Annotated in this window: 13 protein-coding genes and 1 tRNA gene; 10 read left to right on the plus strand and 4 right to left on the minus strand. The window is 71.3% G+C overall.

Features of this window, described 5'->3' with window-relative positions:
• Positions 1-7: 7 nt before the first annotated feature.
• Positions 8-81 (plus strand) — tRNA-Gly (locus tag ACERZO_RS21660).
• Here the strand turns inward: ACERZO_RS21660 and ACERZO_RS21665 are convergent.
• Positions 33-4694 carry a HAMP domain-containing protein gene (locus ACERZO_RS21665; protein WP_372667201.1) on the minus strand — a complete coding sequence of 1554 codons (4662 nt, stop codon included), beginning with the start codon at positions 4692-4694 and terminating at the stop codon, positions 33-35. The genes ACERZO_RS21660 and ACERZO_RS21665 overlap by 49 nt on opposite strands.
• Before the next feature lie 139 nt (positions 4695-4833).
• Between ACERZO_RS21665 and ACERZO_RS21670 the strand changes: the two genes are divergently transcribed.
• From ACERZO_RS21670 to ACERZO_RS21680, 3 genes are all read left to right on the plus strand, one after another.
• Positions 4834-6387, plus strand: coding sequence for a SpoIIE family protein phosphatase (locus ACERZO_RS21670; protein ID WP_372666546.1), 1554 nt, complete (start codon positions 4834-4836; stop codon positions 6385-6387).
• A 76-nt stretch (positions 6388-6463) separates the two neighbouring features.
• The gene (locus ACERZO_RS21675) at positions 6464-7006 is read left to right on the plus strand and encodes a type 1 glutamine amidotransferase domain-containing protein (protein ID WP_372666547.1); all 543 of its coding nucleotides are present in this window, start codon (positions 6464-6466) and stop codon (positions 7004-7006) included.
• 132 nt (positions 7007-7138) lie between these two features.
• Positions 7139-7303, plus strand: coding sequence for a hypothetical protein (locus ACERZO_RS21680; RefSeq protein WP_372666548.1), 165 nt, complete (start codon positions 7139-7141; stop codon positions 7301-7303).
• Positions 7304-7361: 58 nt separating this feature from the next.
• Here ACERZO_RS21680 and ACERZO_RS21685 read toward each other — a convergent pair whose 3' ends face one another.
• Entirely contained in the window at positions 7362-7778 is a 417-nt protein-coding gene (locus tag ACERZO_RS21685; protein WP_372666549.1) for a hypothetical protein, read from the minus strand.
• A 157-nt stretch (positions 7779-7935) separates the two neighbouring features.
• Between ACERZO_RS21685 and ACERZO_RS21690 the strand changes: the two genes are divergently transcribed.
• From ACERZO_RS21690 to ACERZO_RS21705, 4 genes are all read left to right on the plus strand, one after another.
• Positions 7936-8358 carry a helix-turn-helix domain-containing protein gene (locus tag ACERZO_RS21690; RefSeq protein ID WP_372666550.1) on the plus strand — a complete coding sequence of 141 codons (423 nt, stop codon included), beginning with the start codon at positions 7936-7938 and terminating at the stop codon, positions 8356-8358.
• Entirely contained in the window at positions 8355-9203 is an 849-nt protein-coding gene (locus ACERZO_RS21695) for an alpha/beta fold hydrolase (RefSeq protein ID WP_372666551.1), read from the plus strand. The genes ACERZO_RS21690 and ACERZO_RS21695 overlap by 4 nt, the downstream gene beginning before the upstream one ends.
• 56 nt (positions 9204-9259) lie before the next feature.
• On the plus strand, positions 9260-10351 hold the full coding sequence (locus ACERZO_RS21700) for a hypothetical protein (RefSeq protein WP_372667202.1): 1092 nt from the start codon (positions 9260-9262) through the stop codon (positions 10349-10351).
• 136 nt (positions 10352-10487) lie between these two features.
• Entirely contained in the window at positions 10488-11327 is an 840-nt protein-coding gene (locus ACERZO_RS21705) for an SAM-dependent methyltransferase (protein WP_372666552.1), read from the plus strand.
• Positions 11328-11577: 250 nt separating this feature from the next.
• Here the strand turns inward: ACERZO_RS21705 and ACERZO_RS21710 are convergent, their stop codons facing one another.
• Positions 11578-12411: an aldo/keto reductase gene (locus tag ACERZO_RS21710; RefSeq protein ID WP_372666553.1), complete on the minus strand. Its 834-nt coding sequence runs from the start codon at positions 12409-12411 to the stop codon at positions 11578-11580.
• A gap of 23 nt (positions 12412-12434) precedes the next feature.
• A complete protein-coding gene (locus ACERZO_RS21715; RefSeq protein ID WP_372666554.1) occupies positions 12435-13619 on the minus strand; it encodes an MFS transporter in 1185 nt (394 codons plus the stop codon).
• 136 nt (positions 13620-13755) lie between these two features.
• On the opposite strand from ACERZO_RS21715, the gene ACERZO_RS21720 reads away from it, so the two are divergent.
• Entirely contained in the window at positions 13756-14217 is a 462-nt protein-coding gene (locus ACERZO_RS21720; RefSeq protein ID WP_372666555.1) for a MarR family winged helix-turn-helix transcriptional regulator, read from the plus strand.
• Positions 14218-14670: 453 nt separating this feature from the next.
• The gene (locus tag ACERZO_RS21725; protein WP_372666556.1) at positions 14671-15942 is read left to right on the plus strand and encodes an ROK family protein; all 1272 of its coding nucleotides are present in this window, start codon (positions 14671-14673) and stop codon (positions 15940-15942) included.
• Positions 15943-16148: the final 206 nt, after the last annotated feature.

A 16148-nucleotide genomic window follows, 5' to 3' on the forward strand; every position in this document is an offset into this window, starting at 1 on the left:
GGGGCACGCGGGTGTAGCTCAATGGTAGAGCCCTAGTCTTCCAAACTAGCTACGCGGGTTCGATTCCCGTCACCCGCTCCACCGTAGGACGCGGCGTCCGCCTCCAAGGACGCCGCGATCACGTCCAGCAGCTTGTCCGTGTCGACCGGCTTCGTGATGTAGTCGTCCGCGCCGCTGGCCAGGGTCCTGGCCCGGTCCTCCGGGGTTGCCTTGGCCGTGACCGCGATCACCGGCAGGTCCGCGTTCGTCGCTTCCGCCCGGATCGCCGCGATCGTCGCGTTGCCGTCCAGCTCCGGCATCATCACGTCCATCAGGACCAGGGCCGTGTCTTCGTGGCGCTCCAGCGCCCGGATTCCGTCCACGCCCGTCTCCGCGTAGACCACCTCCAAGCCTGCCTGCTCCAGGACCGCTGCCAGCGCGAACACGTTGCGCAGGTCGTCGTCGACGATCAGGACCTTCTCTCCGTGGAAGCGCTTCGGGGTGACGTCGGGAGCCGCCACCAAGACCGTGCTGGGCACCGGAGGCAACTGCGGCGATGACAGCGCCGTCACCGGGTCGACCAGGTTGGCCGCCGCCACCGGGAGGTACAACGTGAACGTCGAGCCCACGCCCGGTTCGCTCACCACCCGGAGCTCGCCGCCGAGCAGCTCCGTCAGCTGCTGGCTGATGTTGAGCCCCAGGCCCGTGCCGCCGTACTTGCGGCTCGTCGTGCCGTCCGCCTGGCGGAACGCCTCGAAGATGACCGCCAGCTTCTCCTCGGGGATGCCGATGCCCGTGTCCTCGACCGCGAACGCGATGATGCCCGGCGCGTTGCGCAGCGCCTCCTGCTCCACCTCCGCCGGGTCCGCCGCGCGGATGTGCAGGCGGACGCCGCCCTCGTCGGTGAACTTCGCCGCGTTCGACAGCAGGTTGCGGAGGATCTGCTGGAGCCGGTGCTCGTCGGTGTGGACGCTGCCCGGCACCGGCGGATCGATGTGGACGGCGAACTCCAGGCCCTTGTCCGCCGTCAGCGGGCGGCACAGCGACTCGACGTAGTCCACCAGCTCCGGCAGCGTGATGTCGGTCATCTGCAGGTCGAGCCGGCCGGCTTCGACCTTCGCCAGGTCGAGGATGTCGTTGATCAGCTGCTGCAGGTCCGACCCGGCCGCGTAGATCGTCTTCGCGAACTGGATCTGCTTCTCCGTCAGGTTCCCTTCCGGGTTCTCCGACAGCAGCTTCGCCAGGATCAACGCGCTGTTCAACGGCGTCCGCAGCTCGTGCGACATGTTCGCCATGAACTCGGTCTTGTACTGCGACGCCACCGTCAGCTGCCCGGCGCGCTCCTCCAGCTCCTGACGCGCCTGCTCGATCTCGCTGTTCTTGACCTCGATGTCGCGGTTCTGCTGGGCCAGCAGCGCCGCCTTCTCGGCCAGCTCCGTGTTGGACCGCCGCAGCTCGCCCTGCTGGGCCTGCAGCTGCTCCGACCGCGCCCGCAGCTCCTGCGCCAGGCGCTGCGACTCCGTCAGCAGCGCTTCGGTCCGCGAGTTCGACAGGATCGTGTTCACGTTGACGCCGATGGTGTGCCGCAGCTGCTCCAGCAGGTCCTGGTGGACCGTGCTGAACTCGTTGACCGAGGCCAGCTCCAGCACGCCGAGCACCTCGCCCTGGAACAGCACCGGCAGCACGATCAGGTTGACCGGCGCGGCCGAGCCGAGCCCGGACGACACCAGCGCGTACTCCGGGGGAGCGTTGTGGACCAGGATCGTGCGGTGGTCGACCGCGGCCTGGCCGATCAGCGACTCGCCGATCGCGAACCGCAGGCCGGCGCGGGACTGGGCGAGCCCGTACGCGGCGATGCACTCCAGCACCGTGCCGTCGCGGTCGTCGTCGCGGGCCAGGAAGAACGCGCCCTGCTGCGCCCGGACCAGCGGCGCCAGCTCGGACAGGATCAGCGCCGCGACCGACGCCAGGTCGCGGTGGCCCTGCATCCGGCCCGACAGCTGCGCCAGGTTCGTCTTCAGCCAGTCCTGCTCGCGGTTGGTCCTCGTCGTCTCCTTGAGGTTCGCGATCATCTGGTTGATGTTGTCCTTGAGGTCGGCCACCTCGCCGGACGCGTCGACCGTGATGTGCCGGGTCAGGTCGCCCGCCGTCACCGCCGTCGCGACCTGCGCGATCGCGCGGACCTGCGTGGTCAGGTTCCCGGCCAGCTGGTTCACGCTCTCGGTGAGCCGCTGCCAGGTGCCCGACACGCCGTCGACCTCGGCCTGACCGCCCAGCTTGCCTTCGGTGCCGACCTCGCGCGCCACCCGCGTGACCTCCGAGGCGAACGCCGAGAGCTGGTCGACCATCGTGTTCATCGTGGTCTTGAGCTCCAGGATCTCGCCGCGCGCGTCGACGTCGATCTTCTTCGTCAGGTCGCCCTTCGCGACCGCGGTGGTCACCTGCGAGATGTTGCGCACCTGGCTGGTCAGGTTGTGCGCCATGAAGTTGACGTTCTCGGTCAGGTCCTTCCAGGTCCCGGCGACGCCGGGGACGCGGGCCTGGCCGCCGAGGATGCCTTCGGTGCCGACTTCGCGGGCGACGCGGGTGACCTCGTCGGCGAACGCGCGCAGCGTCTCGACCATGCCGTTCAGCGTCTCGGCCAGGGCCGCGACCTCGCCCTGCGCCTCGATGCGGATCTTCTTCGACAGGTCGCCGTTGGCCACCGCGCTCGCCACGGTGGCGATGTTGCGCACCTGGTCGGTCAGGTTGTCGGCCATGACGTTGACGTTGTCGGTGAGGTCCTTCCACGTGCCCGCGACGCCGCGGACGCGGGCCTGGCCGCCGAGGATGCCTTCGGTGCCGACCTCGCGCGCCACTCGGGTGACCTCGTCCGCGAACGCGGACAGCTGATCCACCATCGTGTTCAGCGTCGTCTTGAGCTCGAGGATCTCCCCGCGCGCGTCGACCGTGATCTTCTGGGTCAGGTCGCCCTGCGCCACCGCCGCCGTCACCTGGGCGATGTTCCGGACCTGGTCGGTCAGGTTGTTCGCCATCGAGTTGACGTTGTCGGTCAGGTCCTTCCAGGTCCCGGCGACGCCGGGCACGGCGGCCTGGCCGCCGAGCTTCCCTTCGGTACCGACTTCGCGCGCCACTCGGGTGACCTCGTCCGCGAACGCGGACAGCTGATCCACCATCGTGTTGAGGGTGTCCTTCAGCTCCAGGATCTCGCCGCGCGCGTCCACGGCGATCTTCTGGGTCAGGTCGCCCCGCGCGACGGCCGTCGCGACCTGGGCGATGTTGCGGACCTGGGTGGTCAGGTTGTTCGCCATGAAGTTCACGGACCCGGTGAGGTCGCGCCACGTGCCGGCGACGCCCGGGACCTGCGCCTGGCCGCCCAGCTGCCCCTCGGTACCGACTTCGCGCGCCACTCGGGTGACCTCGTCCGCGAACGCGGACAGCTGATCCACCATCGTGTTCATCGTGGTCTTGAGTTCGAGGATCTCGCCGCGCGCGTCGACGGTGATCTTCTGGGTCAGGTCGCCCTTCGCCACGGCCGTGGTCACGTGCGAGATGTTGCGGACCTGGTCGGTCAGGTTGTCGGCCATCTGGTTGACCGAGTCGGTGAGGCTGCGCCACGTCCCGGCCGCGCCGGCCACCTCGGCCTGCCCGCCGAGCTTGCCCTCGCTGCCGACTTCGCGCGCCACGCGGGTGACCTCACCGGCGAACGCCGAGAGCTGGTCGACCATCGTGTTCAGCGTGTTCTTCAGCTGCAGGATCTCGCCGCGGGCGTCGACGTCGATCTTCTTCGTCAGGTCGCCGTTGGCCACCGCGGTCGCCACCTGGGAGATCCCGCGGACCTGGTCGGTCAGGTTGTCGGCCATCAGGTTGACCGAGTCGGTGAGGTCGCGCCACGTCCCGGCGACGCCCGGGACCTGGGCCTGGCCGCCGAGCTTGCCGTCGGAGCCGACCTCGCGGGAGACGCGGGTGACCTCGTCGGCGAACGCGGACAGCTGGTCCACCATGGTGTTGATGGTGTTCTTGAGCTCCAGGATCTCGCCGCGGGCGTCGACGTTGATCTTCTGGGTCAGGTCGCCGCGCGCGACGGCGGTGGTGACCTGCGCGATGTTCCGGACCTGCTCGGTCAGGTTGTCGGCCATGAAGTTGACCGAGTCGGTCAGGTCGCGCCAGGTGCCGGACACGCCCGGGACGACCGCCTGGCCGCCGAGACGTCCCTCACCCGCGATCTCGCGGGAGAGCCTCGTCACTTCGGCGGCGAAGCGCGACAGCTGCGCGATGAGGCCGTTGACCGTCTTGGCCAGCGTCGCGTACGCGCCCTGCAGCGGCCGGCCGTCCAAGGTCAGGGTCATCGGCTGGGAGAGGTCGCCCTCGGCGACGGCGCCGAGCACCCGGTCGAGCTCGATCGTGGGCCGGGTGAGGTCCTCGATCAGGCCGTTCACGCTGTCGACGGCCGTGTTCCAGCCGCCGGGACCGACCTCGGTCTCCAGCCGTTCGCTGAGCCGGCCGTCCTGGCCGACCGCCGCGCGCACCCGCAGCAGCTCGCTGACCAGCCGCTGGTTGCGTTCGGCGATGTCGTTGAACGCGACCGCGAGCTGCGCCGAGATGCCGTCGCCGTGCGGCACGAGCCGCCGGCGGAAGTTGCCGTCCCCGAGATCCCGCACCGCCACGAGCAGCCGCTCCAGCGCCGCCGCCTCGCTCTGGGATTCCGTTGTCATGTGTGCCGACCCTCTCCACCACGCATGCGCCAGCCATGGTCCACGACCCAGCGTGTCATGATTCGCCCTACACTTCGAGCCAGTCCGCCCGCTCACGCGGTAGCCGTGCGATAGCAGTCCGGAGGCAGGAGGTCCGTGCATGGTGTCACGTCCGGCCCCGGCGTCGGCGGCCCTGCCACCGATGACCGGTGAGGACGCGCCGCCGGGCTTCGACGCCTTCGGGCGGGCCGTCCTCGAAGACGTGCGCGACGCGGTGTTCCTCCAGGACGCCGACGGCGCGCTGCGCTGGGCGAACCCGGCCGCGCGGACGCTGACCGGCGGCGCCGAGCCCCGGCTGCACCCGATCGCGGAGACCTCGGGCCACGTCGAAGTCGCGGGTAATCGTCGTCCGGCCCGGATCCGCGCGCTCCCCGGCGGCTGGCACGCCTGGACCGTGCCCGCGGAGGACGTCCCGCAGCGGCACGTCGGCGACTTCCTCGCCGAGGCCGGGCCCAGGCTCGCCGCCGCGCGCGGGCGCCACGGCACCGCGCGGGTGATCGCCGAGCTGGCCGCGTCCGCGCTGGCCGAGACCGTTTTCGTGCTGCTGCCGACCACCCGCGGCCGCTGGGAGTGGTGGAGCTGCGAGCGCCCGTCGGCCCACGGCCACGGCCGGATCCGCCGGGTCCCGGCCCAGGTCGCCCCGGTGCTCGCGGCGACATTCGCGGCCACTGGCAAGCCGGCGCCGGCGCCGGTTCCCGCGCCCGAGCTGGCGACGCTGCCCCCGGTCGTCGCGGACCGGTTCGCCGGGCACGCCGAGGTCGCGGTGGTGTCGCTGGGCCCGAGCGCGGGCGCCGGCGTCACCGGCGCGCTACTGCTGGGCCGCCGCGCCGACCCGGAGTTCGGCGCCGAGCAGGGCCGCGCGGTGGTGGAGTTCGCCAAGGCGGCCGGGACGGCGCTGGTCAACGCGCAGCGCTACGCCCGCCAGGAGGAGGCCACGCGCGGCCTGGAGACCACGCTGCGCCCGGTCGACCCGCCCGAGCTGGACGGCGCCCGCTTCGAGACCTGGTACGAGCCGGCCGGCGGGGTGCTCGCGGTCGGCGGCGACTTCTTCGACGTCCTCGCGCACGACGACGGCAGCGCGTTCCTCGTGCTCGGCGACATCTGCGGCAAGGGCGCCGAGGCCGCGGCGCTGACCGGGCGGGTCCGGCACGCGCTGACCGCGCTCGCCATGGTCGAGCGCGACGGCCGGACGCTGCTGCGGCTGCTCAACGAACTGCTCATCGCCGGCGGCAGCAGCCGGTTCGCGACGCTGGTGCTCGGCTCGGCCCGGCCGGCCGACGGCGGCGTCGACCTGACGCTGGCCTCCGGCGGGCACCCGGCGCCGCTGATCGTGCGCGGCGCCGGCCACGTCGAAGAGGTCACCGTCCCGGGGACGCTGGTCGGCATCTCGCCGCAGGCCCGGTTCGCCGAGGCGCAGGTGCGGCTCGAGCGCGGCGACGTCTGCCTCCTGTACACCGACGGCATCACCGAGGCCCGCAACCGCCACGACCAGACGGAGCTGTTCGGCGACGACCGGCTGCGCGCGGTGCTGGCGACGGCGGCGGGGCAGCCGGCCCGCGAGGTGGTGCGGCGGCTGCGCCAGGCCGTGCGCGACTGGCTGGGGAGCTCGGCCCACGACGACATCGCGGTGCTCGCCGTCGAGTGCTCCGACTGAGTCCTTTGTGGACCGCGTTTGACCCGGTTTCGAGCGGGTAATTCGTTCGTGCATTGATCCCGACGACAGGAATCTCATGGCGAACTCACTGCACGGACGCCGCGTCGCGATCCTGGCCGCGGACGGCGTCGAACAGGTCGAACTGGAGAAGCCGCGCCAGGCCGTCCTCGACGAGGGTGCGACGGTGGAGCTGGTGTCCCTGGACACCGGCGAGATCCAGGCGATGAACGGCGACATCGACAAGGGCGACCGGTTCCCGGTCGACCGGAAGGTGGCCGACGTCGAGGTCGGCGACTTCGACGCGCTGCTGCTGCCGGGCGGCACGATGAACCCCGACAACCTGCGGACGGACGGCTCGGCGGTCAAGTTCGTCGGCGACTTCGTGCGCGCGGGCAAGCCGGTCGGGGTGATCTGCCACGGTCCGTGGACGCTCGTCGAAGCGGATGTCGTCCGTGGCCGCACGCTGACGTCGTACCCGAGCGTCCGCACCGACCTGCGTAACGCCGGGGCGACCGTCGTCGACGAAGAGGTAGTGGTCGACAACGGCTTGGTCTCCAGCCGCAATCCGGACGACCTGCCGGCGTTCTGCCGGACGGTCGTGCGGGAGTTCGCGGGCTGAAGTCCTTTGTAGACATTCACCCGGCCGTGTGTTAAGTCCCGCTTAAATCTGTTGGCTTTCGGTGCCCCGGCGGAGGACGCTGAGGGTGTGCCCAGGACCGCCCGTTCCGCTCGTGGAGAGGAGGTGGACGCGATGACAGTGCAGGCCCGCCGCTACGGCCGCTGGTGCCGGGAGCACTTCGACGTGGTCGCCGCCGCCCAGGGCGTCCCGGCACCCCGGGGCGCCGACTCCGTCGAGGCGCAGCCGGAGCCCGAGTCGCAGCCCGAGCAGCCGGTTGCCGAACAGCCGCAAGGATAGTTTTCGAGCGTGAAGAAGGCCTCCCCGGTCGTCCCGGGGAGGCCTTCTTCGTTGCCGGTCAGTGGTAGCGGTAACCGCGGCGGTACCAGACCCGCCGGGGGCCCGGCACGCCGATCCGCGTGATCACGTCCGTCAGGATCGCACCGATGACCAGCCAGATCACCGCCGCGAGGCCGTCGTTCAAGAACGTCGCCAGCTTTTCCGAATCCGGCGTGAACAGGTTGCGCAGGCCCAGGGACACGCCCGCGGACCACTCGTTGATCAGGTGTGCGAAACCGTTCGCCATGTTCGCCTCGCCCAGCACCAGCACGATGTGGACGGCGAGCACCAGCGCGAACACCGCGCACACGAGGTGGATCAGCGCGTTGACCGTGCGCACGATCCGGATGCGCGGATGGGTTCGTTCCACGACTTCTTCGGCCTGAGCCTCTTCGTACCGCGGTTCGTACGGCTCCTGGGGCGGGGGATACGGCATCGTCGGCGCCGTCCTTTCGACTGTCCGATGTGGACGTATCTGGGCGAGCGGAAGCAACACTGGTGAATACCCCTCACTCGGGCGAGCGAACCACCGGTTCCGTAAACTTCCCTCACGAGCGCAGTGATAGGGTTGTTTGCGGAACACGAGGAGGGTCATGGAGGTCTTCTCCGTCGAACAGGTCGCCGCGAAGCTCGGGCTGCACGTCCGGACGGTCCGGAACTACGTGCGGGACGGGCGGCTCAAAGCCGTCCGGATCGGCAAGCAGTACCGGATCGCCGCCGACGATCTCGAGGCCTTCACCGGGTTGCCGGTGACGGAACCGCGGCCGGACCGGCCCGTCGCCGAGCTTTCGAGCGTCGCCGAGGTCTCCGGTGTCGACCGGGCGACCGCGGACCGGATCGCCACCGTCGTCGTCGCCTCGGTGAACGGCCCGCGCGACGCCGGTGAGCGGCCGCTGCGCGTCGAGACCATCTACGACCAGGACCGCGCGACCATGAAGATCATCGTGCTCGGCGACCTCGCCGCCGGCGCCGACCTGCTGCGGTTCGTCGCCTCGTTCACCGAAGGCCTGGCGTGACCGTCTACCGTTCGCGTGAAGGCGCCGAGCTGGTCCGGCAGCGATACGACGCCCTCCTCGGGCAGTGGCCCGTGCCGTCCGAGACGCGCACCTTCGACACGCGCGTCGGGGAGACCTTCGCCGTCGTCTCCGGCCCGGTGGACGCGCCGCCGGTCGTCGCGCTGCAGGGCTCCGGCGGGACGGCCGCGCACTGGCTGCCCGACATCGGGACGCTCGCGAAGGACCTCCGCGTCCACGCCGTCGACGCCCCCGGGGAGCCGGGGCGGACCGTCGAAGCGCGGCCGCCGCTCGGGGCGTACGCCGGCTGGCTCGACGACGTCCTCGACGCGCTCGGCCTCCCCGAAGCCGCCTTCCTCGGCACGTCGCTGGGCGGCTGGTGGGCGCTCGACTACGCGCTGACCCGGCCGGACCGCGTGCCGGCACTGGTGCTGGTCAACCCGGCCGGGATCGGCCGCCGCCGGGTGGCGCCGCTGGTCAGGTTCGCCGCCTACCGCCTCTTCGGCGACTGGGGACGGCGCCGGTCACTGGCCATGGTCGCCAAGGGGAGCCCCGCCGACCCGGGGCGGCGTGCGATCGGCGAGTTCACCCTGGCGACGTTCGAGCACTTCAAGCCGCGGCTGGACGCGATCCCGGTCTTCCCGGCCGAGCGGCTGCGCGCGCTCGCGATGCCCGTGCAGGCCCATTTCGGTGCGCGTGACGTCCTGCTGGACCAGCGCGACGCCGCCGCGAAGCTCCGGGGAGCCCGGCCCGGCGCCGACGTCCGGCTGACCGAGGACGCGGGGCACTTCCTGCCCGGCTGGGCGGAGGCCGCCGCGGCCTTCCTGGCGGGTTCCGCCACCCGCTGAGCCGCGCGGTGGAACCTCGCGACGCGGCGCAACCCCGTCCCGCGCGACACGTCCAGGTGATCATGAGAATCCCGGCGCTGCTGGCGTCCGTCCTCACCCTCCTGGCCGTGTCCGGCTCGCCCGCGACGGCGGAAACCGCGGTCCCGCAAGGGTTCCGGCCCGCTTCGACGAGCTGGACCACCCCCGCCACCGGCTACGTCCTCGGCTACTCGCCGTGCGGGAAGACCTGGTGCCCGGCGCTGCTCGGCACCACCGACGGCGGGACGCACTGGCGTCGCCTCGGCGCGCCGCCGATGGCGCTGCCCGACAACCACAACCACGTCGCCTTGACGTTCACCGGCGAGCGCGTCGCCTACGTCAGCGACGGCGTCCACGTCCTCACGACCCGCGACGCCGGCGCGAGCTGGCACCCGGTCGGCCTGATCGGCGCGCGGCAGCCGTACTACCTCTCGAAGCTCACCGAAAGCGGCGGCCGCGTGTTCTCCATGCTCACCACCTACGGCGGCCGCGGATCGACGCGGCTGTACTCGGGCGTCGCCGGCTCGCCGGTGCTGGTCCCGGTGCCCGGGTTCGCGGTCACCGGCGGGCTCACCTACGGCGACCTGGCCGTCGGCGGCGGTCTGCAGGTCGCCCTCGGCGCGGACTACGGCACCGAGAAGTACTGGACCTCGCGCGACGGCGTCGCCTTCACCCCGGCTGCGCCGCCGTGCCCGGCCGGGACGGTCGCGTCGCTCGCCGGGGTGCGCGACCGGCAGGTCGTGGCGTTGTGCAGCAGCAGCCCCGGTTCGCCGCAGCCCGGCTCGACCGAGCGGCGGCTGCGGCACGCCGACCGGCTCGGCGAGCCGTTCAGCGGCGAAGACGCGGTGCCCTACCTCGGGATCAACCAGGGTTTCGCCGCCGCGTCGCCGGCGTCCGCGACCGTCGCGGCCGAGGGCGGCGGCACCGGGTTCCTGCACAGCACGACCGACGGCGGCCGCACCTGGACCACGACGGAGCTGCCGGACCGCGGGTTCAGCCTGACCGATCTGGACTTCCCGGGCGGCGGCACCGGCGTGGTCGTCGACGGCCAGCCGGACGCCGACGGCGGCTCGGCGCTGTACCGCACCACGGACGGAGGACACCAGTGGCGTGAGGTGTCGTTCGGGTAGTTGTGCCTGGCAGGCAAGGCCCTTCGGCCCGGTTCACTTGGTGAACGGCATGTCGTAGTCTGAGCACTGTCCGTTGCCGGACACAGGTGGCCGGGCCCGGGCCGGGGCCGGCACCCACGACGAGGGAGAACAGCCGATGACGCCTGGCGACCTGCGGTCCGGAACCGAGGGGGGCTCCGCGTCCCTCGATTTCTCCAAGGCGAGCCTGGCCCGGTTGTCCGACGCGCTGCTGGGCGGGCACGACCACTACGAGGTCGACCGCGAAGCGATGCGGCGCCTGCTGGCGATCGCCCCGGGCGCGCGCACGATGGCGAAGGAGCACCGCGACTGGCTGGTGCGCGCGGTCCGGTTCCTCGCCGGGAAGCGCGGTGTCGACCAGTTCCTCGATCTCGGTTCCGGCATGCCCACGGCGGAAAACACCCACGAGGTGGCGCAGCGGTACAACCCGGACGCGCAGGTGGTGTACGTCGACAACGACCCGGTCGTGCAGGTGCACGGCCGCGCGTTGCTGGAAGAGAACTACCTGACCCACGTCACGGGCGCCGACCTCACGAAGCCGTCGGAGACGTTGACCGACGAGGTCGTCAAGGAGTACCTCGACTTCACGCGGCCGGTGGCGCTGATCCTGACGTCGATCATCCACCACATCGACGACTACGAGCGCGCGAAGTCGATCGTCGCGGAGTACGTGGCGGCCCTCGCGCCCGGCTCGTACCTGCTGCTCACGCACCACTTCGACCCGGAAGAGGACTCCCCGCGCCAGGAGCTGGCGCGGCTGCTGGAGACGAGCTTCCAGGGCACCGGGCTGGGCAGCGTGCACCGCACGCGGGAGCAGATCACGGCGTTCTTCGACGGCACGGAGCTGTTGAGGCCGGGGCTGGTCTATTTGCACGAGTGGTGGCCGGACGGCCCCCGGCTGCACCCGTTGAGCGAGCTGAACTTCCTCACGCTGGGCGGAGTGGCCCGCAAGCAATGACGTGAATGACTCATTCATGTCGCCAGAGGACAGGGTCCCGGCAAAGTCAGGGGCTACCGCCCGAGGCCCGGCGCGTTTCGCCCGGATCCCGGGTTGAGGCCGTCATGAACGACTCGTTCAGCGCGTCTGGCGAGGTGAACGACTCGTTCATGACGTTGCAGCCCACCGGACCGGCCATGCTGATCCGACTTTGCCGGGACCCTGTCGCCAGAGGACATGAATGAGTCATTCACGTCATTCGCCGGGGAGGTCAGGCGGCGTTGAAGGTGTCCGGGTCCGGGCCGGTGCGCTCACCGCGGTCCAGCGGCGACAGCGACTCCAGCTCATCCTCCGACAGGGTGAAGCCGAACAGGTCGAAGTTCTCCGCGATCCGCGACGGCGTCACGGACTTCGGGATCACCACGTTTCCCAGCTGCAGGTGCCAGCGGAGCACGATCTGCGCGGGCGTCCGGCCGTGCTTCACCGCCAGGTCCGCGACCACCGGGTCGCCCAGCAGCGAGCCGCCCTTCGCCAGCGGGCTCCACGCCTCCGTCGCGATGCCGTGCTTCGCGTCGAACTCGCGGAGCTCCGGCTGCTGCAGGTACGGGTGCAGCTCGATCTGGTTGACCGCCGGGACGACGTCGGACGCGTCCATCAGCCGTTCGAGGTGCGCGGGCTGGAAGTTGGACACGCCGATCGCGCGGACGCGGCCGTCGGCATAGAGCTTCTCGAACGCCTTCCAGGTGTCGAGGTACTTGTCGCGCGCGGGTGTCGGCCAGTGGATCAGGTACAGGTCCAGCTGCTCCAGGCCCAGCTTCTTCATGCTCTCGTCGAACGCCTTGAGCGTCGAGTCGTAGCCCTGGGCCGAGTTCCACAGCTTGGTGGTGATGAACAGTTCGTCGCGGGCGACGCCGGCTTCGGCGATGGCCTGGCCGACGCCCTTCTCGTTGCCGTAGACGGCGGCGGTGTCGATGCTGCGGTAGCCCGCTTCGATGGCGGCCTTCACGGCGGCGGTGGTCTCGTCGTCCGGGACCTGGAACACGCCGTAGCCGAGTTGCGGCATCCGCACGCCGTTGTTGAGTTCGATCACGGGCACGCTGGTCACGAGGGTTCCTTTCGGTGGGTGGTTCATCGGGCGGGTACCCGCTCCGCGGCTTCGAAACTAGCCGGGGTCTTGCGGTCGAGCAGGCCGGAGACGAGCGCCACGGCGAGGCCGGCCGCGGCGAGCGCGGCGCCGATCCAGTTGGGGGCGGTGTAGCCGAGGCCGGCTTCGATGGCCTGGCCGCCGAGCCACGCGCCGCCCGCGTTGCCGAGGTTGAACGCGGCGATGTTCGCCGCCGAGGCCAGTGCGGGCGCGCCTTCGGCCTTGGCGAGCACGCGGGCCTGCAGCGGCGGCACGGTCGCGAAGCCCGCCGCGCCGAACAGCGCGATGGTGATCGCGGCCGGCACCTTCGCGTGCGCCGTGAAGACGAACGCGACCAGCACGATCGCCAGCGCGGCGAGGATGACGTAGAGGCTCGGCATGAGCTTGCGGTCCGCGGCGCGCCCGCCGAGCAGGTTGCCGGCGAACAGGCCGGCGCCGAACAGCACGAGCAGCCAGGTGACGGCCCCGCTCGAGAACCCGGCGACCTCGGTCATCATCGGCGCGATGTAGGTGAAGGACGCGAACACCCCGGCGAAGCCGAGCGCCGTCATCACCAGCGCGAGCCACACCTGCGGGCGGCGGAACACGGCCAGTTCGCCGCGCAGGCCGGCGTTGTCGCTCGTCGGCTGGTGCGGCACCAGCGCGAGGATGCCGATGGCGCCGACGACCCCCAGGACGCTGACGACCCAGAACGTCGAGCGCCAGCCGAAGGCCTGGCCGAGCGCGGTGCCGGCCGGGACGCCGAGGACGTTGGCCACGGTCAGGCCGGTGAACATCAGCGCGATCGCGCCGGCCTGCTTGGCCGGGGCGACCAGTGACGCGGCGACGACCGAGCCGACGCCGAAGAACGCGCCGTGCGACAGCGCCGCGACGACCCGGCCAGTCATCAGCAGGCCGTAGCTCGGGGCGAGCGCCGAGAGCACGTTGCCCGCGATGAACAGGCCCATCAGGGCGACGAGCACGGTCTTGCGCGGCACCCGCGAAGCGAGCGCGGTGAGCACGGGCGCACCGACGACGACGCCGAGCGCGTAACCCGAGATGAGCAGGCCTGCGGACGGGATCGAGACACCGAAGTCGGCCGCGACCTCGGGCAGCAGGCCCATGATCACGAACTCGGTGGTGCCGATCCCGAAAGCGCTGATCGCCAGTGCGAGCAGAGCGGCGGGCATGGACTTCCTTCTTCCGGAGGTAGACTGAGAGCGTTCGCAACTACGAGCGTCCGAGATAGTTGCAGACGCCGTATATTGCACAGGCTTGATAGTGCAGCGTGCAAGGGAGCACGCGCAAGCCGGGGAGAGGTGAACCGTGTCACTGGACGACGACGCCGTCGAAGCGCGCGCGCAGGGCTGGCGCACGCTGGCCGCGCTGCACGCGCGAATCGAGGACAGGCTGCAACGCGCGCTGGAGCGCGACCACGAGCTTTCGGTGAGCGAGTACAGCGTCCTCGACGCGCTCGCCCGCCAGGACGGCTTCCACCTCCGGATGAACCAGCTGGCCAACGCGGTGGTGCTGAGCCAGTCGGCGACGACGAGGCTGGTGACGCGGCTGGAGGGGCGCGGGCTCCTGGCGCGCTACCTGTGCGCGGACGACCGCCGGGGGATCTACACGGAGGTGACGCCGGCGGGCCAGGCGCTGTTGACGGCGGCGCGTCCCACACACGACGCGGCGCTGGCGGAGGCGCTTGCAGACGCCGAGGGATTGCCGGAACTTTCACCGCTGGTCGCGGCGCTGAACAGACTTTCCTTCCCCGCCGTGCCATCGGCCTGACTCGCCGTGCCGGGTTCTCCGACAAGCGCCCCAATGTGGCCTTGGTTGCGTCAGACGCACCCAAGGCGGCCTTCGGTGCGCGAGACGCACCGAAGGCCGCCTTGGGGCGCTTGACTTGCGCCGGGCCGGACGCAAGTGCCCGGCTGGAACTTTCACCGCTGGTCGCGGCGCTCGGCACGCTTTCCTTCCCGCCGGTGCCGTCGACCTGACGCAAACTTGCGCAAACCCGCCGAAACTCTCGCTCAGCGGTACGCGCCCGATCGGGGGCGGGATTACGGCGGGCGCGCTCCCGAACTCCTGCTCCATCCGTGGGACACTTTTGCTTCCCGCGTGCGATAGTTTCGCTGGTCAGCACCGTTTGTCCGGCTTTCGTCCCGCACGCCGCCGCGTTGACCGGATCGTTTCGGCCGTCCTAATTTGTTGTTCCACCAGACGAACCGGGGCGGTGTCGGCGTGGACTCCTCCTTCTCCCTCAAGCCGGTGCGCCCGGCCGACCAGGCCGCCGTCCGCCGGAGCAACCTGGCGTTGGTGCTGCGGCACCTGCGGGACGCCGGCCCCCGGTCGCGTGCGGCCATCGCCGCGGACACCGGGCTCAACAAGGGGACCGTGTCGAGCCTCGTCGCGGAACTCGCCGGCCGGGGGCTCGTGCGGGAAGGCGAACGGGAACGCGCCGGCGCCGTCGGGCGGCCCGGGACGATCGTCGAGCTCGATGGTCGCGGTGTCGGTGGCATCGGTGTCGAGATCAACGTCGACTACCTGACCGCGCTCGCCCTCGACCTCACCGGCACCGTCCTGTTCGAGCAGCGCGTCGCGCTCGACGTCCAAGCGCTGCCCGTCGCGAAGGTCCTCGACGCCGGCGCGGAACTGACCGCGCGGGCGCTGCGGGAGTGCCGGCGCCTCGAGGTCAGGCCGGCCGGGGTGACCGTCGGGATCCCGGCCCTGGTCGACGTCGCGAGCGGCACCGTCGCCTTCGCACCCAACCTGCACTGGACCGACGTCCCGGTGGTCCGCGGCATCACCGACCGGCTGACCCGGCGGCTCGGCCCGCCGTCGTTCCCGATCCGGACGGCCAACGACGCCAACCTCGGCGCCCTCGGCGAATACGCCATGGGCAGCGTCGCCGGCACCGCCGACCTCGTCTACCTGACCGGCGAGATCGGCGTCGGCGGCGGGGTGATCTCCGGCGGCCGGCTGCTCGGCGGCGCCGAGGGGTTCGCCGGTGAGATCGGGCACATCCAGGTCGACCCGGCCGGGCGCCTCTGCGGGTGCGGCCGCCGCGGCTGCTGGGAGACGCTCGTCGGGCTGGCCGGGATGCTGCGCCTGGCCGCGTCGCCCGCCGATCCGGTGCACGACCCGTCGCTCGACCTCGAGCAGCGGCTCGACATCATCCGCCGCCGCGCCGAGCGGAAGGACCGGCGGACGCTCGACGCGCTCGCCCGGGTGGGCACCGGGCTCGGCGTCGGCGCGGCCGTGCTGGTCAACGTCTTCAACCCGCGGGTGGTGCTGCTCGGGGGCTACTTCGCCCAGCTCGGGCCGTACCTGCTCGGCCCGATGCTGGCCGAGCTCCGGACCCGGGTGATCGCCCCCGGCATCGGGGGCTGCCGCGTCGAGCTGTCGTGGCTCGGGTTCTCCGCGGCTTCGCGCGGCGGGGCGCACGTCGCGCTCCAAGCGGTGTTCGACGACCCGGCGCTGGTGCCGGTGCGAGCGGAAAGGGACAGCGGATGAAGACCCCTCAACCGGTCCGCAAGATGGGACGTGTCAGGGCCGGATCCAGCAGGCAGACTGGGCCGCATTCACGACTGGGTGGAAACACGTGATCGACTCCGGCGATGTAGCTCTGGCGGGCACCCGCGCGCGCGGCGACACGAACGCCGCGTGCGGTGCCCCGTCCCGCGGCACCGGAGCTTTCGGCGCGGGCTGAACCGAACAGG

The sequence above is a fragment of the Amycolatopsis kentuckyensis genome, from assembly GCF_041679295.1.
In the GTDB taxonomy this organism is placed as follows: Bacteria; Actinomycetota; Actinomycetes; order Mycobacteriales; family Pseudonocardiaceae; genus Amycolatopsis; species Amycolatopsis kentuckyensis_A.

Excerpts from the sequence above, each read along its gene's own strand:
- ACERZO_RS21665 (WP_372667201.1), bottom strand. The coding sequence starts at position 4,694 with ATGACAACGGAATCCCAGAGCGAGGCGGCGGCGCTGGAGCGGCTGCTC.
- ACERZO_RS21670 (WP_372666546.1), top strand. The coding sequence starts at position 4,834 with ATGGTGTCACGTCCGGCCCCGGCGTCGGCGGCCCTGCCACCGATGACC.
- ACERZO_RS21675 (WP_372666547.1), top strand. The coding sequence starts at position 6,464 with ATGGCGAACTCACTGCACGGACGCCGCGTCGCGATCCTGGCCGCGGAC.
- ACERZO_RS21680 (WP_372666548.1), top strand. The coding sequence starts at position 7,139 with ATGACAGTGCAGGCCCGCCGCTACGGCCGCTGGTGCCGGGAGCACTTC.
- ACERZO_RS21685 (WP_372666549.1), bottom strand. The coding sequence starts at position 7,778 with ATGCCGTATCCCCCGCCCCAGGAGCCGTACGAACCGCGGTACGAAGAG.
- ACERZO_RS21690 (WP_372666550.1), top strand. The coding sequence starts at position 7,936 with ATGGAGGTCTTCTCCGTCGAACAGGTCGCCGCGAAGCTCGGGCTGCAC.
- ACERZO_RS21705 (WP_372666552.1), top strand. The coding sequence starts at position 10,488 with ATGACGCCTGGCGACCTGCGGTCCGGAACCGAGGGGGGCTCCGCGTCC.
- ACERZO_RS21715 (WP_372666554.1), bottom strand. The coding sequence starts at position 13,619 with ATGCCCGCCGCTCTGCTCGCACTGGCGATCAGCGCTTTCGGGATCGGC.